3 protein-coding genes are annotated in these 1,232 nt (G+C 69.0%); all 3 read right to left on the bottom strand.

Annotated features, from left to right (window positions below):
- On the bottom strand, positions 1-576 hold a 576-nt coding region (locus ACSFA2_RS25585; RefSeq protein WP_435458135.1), incomplete at its 3' end, for a homogentisate 1,2-dioxygenase.
- 36 nt (positions 577-612) lie between these two features.
- Positions 613-966: an NIPSNAP family protein gene (locus tag ACSFA2_RS25580; protein WP_435458134.1), complete on the bottom strand. Its 354-nt coding sequence runs from the start codon at positions 964-966 to the stop codon at positions 613-615.
- The coding region (locus ACSFA2_RS25575; RefSeq protein WP_435458133.1) for an SDR family oxidoreductase at positions 963-1,232 on the bottom strand (270 nt) is incomplete at its 5' end. The genes ACSFA2_RS25580 and ACSFA2_RS25575, both read right to left, overlap by 4 nt.

Below are 1,232 nucleotides of genomic sequence, written 5' to 3'. Positions count from 1 at the left end.
GGTCGGCTCGACGCCCGGCACGCCCGAGCGCATCGTGACGATGCCGGCGGCGATCTCGCCGGGCGCGACGTGCAGGCGGCCCAGCTCGGTATGGAGCAGCAGCGCGCCATGCTGCGGCACGATCAGCAGTTCGCCGTCGGAGTTCGCGAGGTAGCGCCCGTCCATCGAACGGTTCGCGCGATAGACATGCACTGCCGAGCCGGTCTGCGCGTGCGGGTCGCCGTTGCCGGCGATGGTCAGCATGCCGTCGACGAAGTCCGAGTCCCCGGCCGGCATCGGCCATGGGTTCCAGCGCAGCCGGTTGGCCGGCGTTTCCGCCTCGGTGAATGGTCCGCTGCGCCAGTTGCCGTCGTCGATGCGCGCGAAGGCTTCATGCATGGCGCTGGGGCGCCTTCTGTACATCCAGGTGCGCCGGTTGTGGTCGCGCGGCGCCGTGAAGGCCGTGCCGGACAGCAGCTCTGCATACAGGCCCAGCGGCGCCTGCTGCGGCGAGTTGTGCCCGACGGGCAGGGCGCCCGGAAGCGCCTCACTGGCGAACTGGTTGCCGAATCCGCTCTGGTAGTCGAGCGTTGTCATGGTGTCTCCATCCTTTGTTCCGGATCGATGCGGTCGTCAGTCCTGCCACCGGGGCGTGAAGAAGGGCGCGGGAAGCAGGATCTTCGATTCCTGGCTCTGCAGCAGCGGAAGCATTTCCACCACGTAGGCCTTCCATGCCGGGTCGGCCATCAGGAGCTCCCGCCGCTCGGCGCGCTCGTTCATGTCCACGTAGGCCCACATGTGGATCACCTGGTTGAGCGGGCCGGTTTCGGTGCGGTAGTAGCCGACCATGCGGCCGAGGATGCGGCGCTGTATCGCCAGGCCCTTGGCTTCGTACAGCGACAGGTAGGCCCGCCACTGGCCGGGATGGGTTGTGTAGGTGCGTTGCTCCACGAGCATGCGGGTGGTCGCGTCGGGCCCGGCGGTCACAGGCTGTGCCCTCCGCCGATGCCGATCCGCGTGCCCGTCGCCGTGCGCAGATGCGTCACGCAGGCCAGCACGGCGAGCGCCACGTCATGCGGTGTGACGATGCGCCCTAGCGGCGTGGCGGCGGCCTTCTTCAGCAGGTCGTCGCGGTTGCGGCCGCGGACGAAATCGGTGTCGACCGCCGCGGGCGAAACGCTGACGAAGCGCACGGGGCCGAAGGCTCTTGCCATAGACACGGTCATGGTGTCGAGCGCGGCCTTGGCGGCGCA

The organism is Variovorax cryoconiti, assembly GCF_051216395.1.
In the GTDB taxonomy this organism is placed as follows: Bacteria; Pseudomonadota; Gammaproteobacteria; order Burkholderiales; family Burkholderiaceae_C; genus Variovorax.
This window is presented reverse-complemented; position numbering and strand designations above follow the sequence as displayed.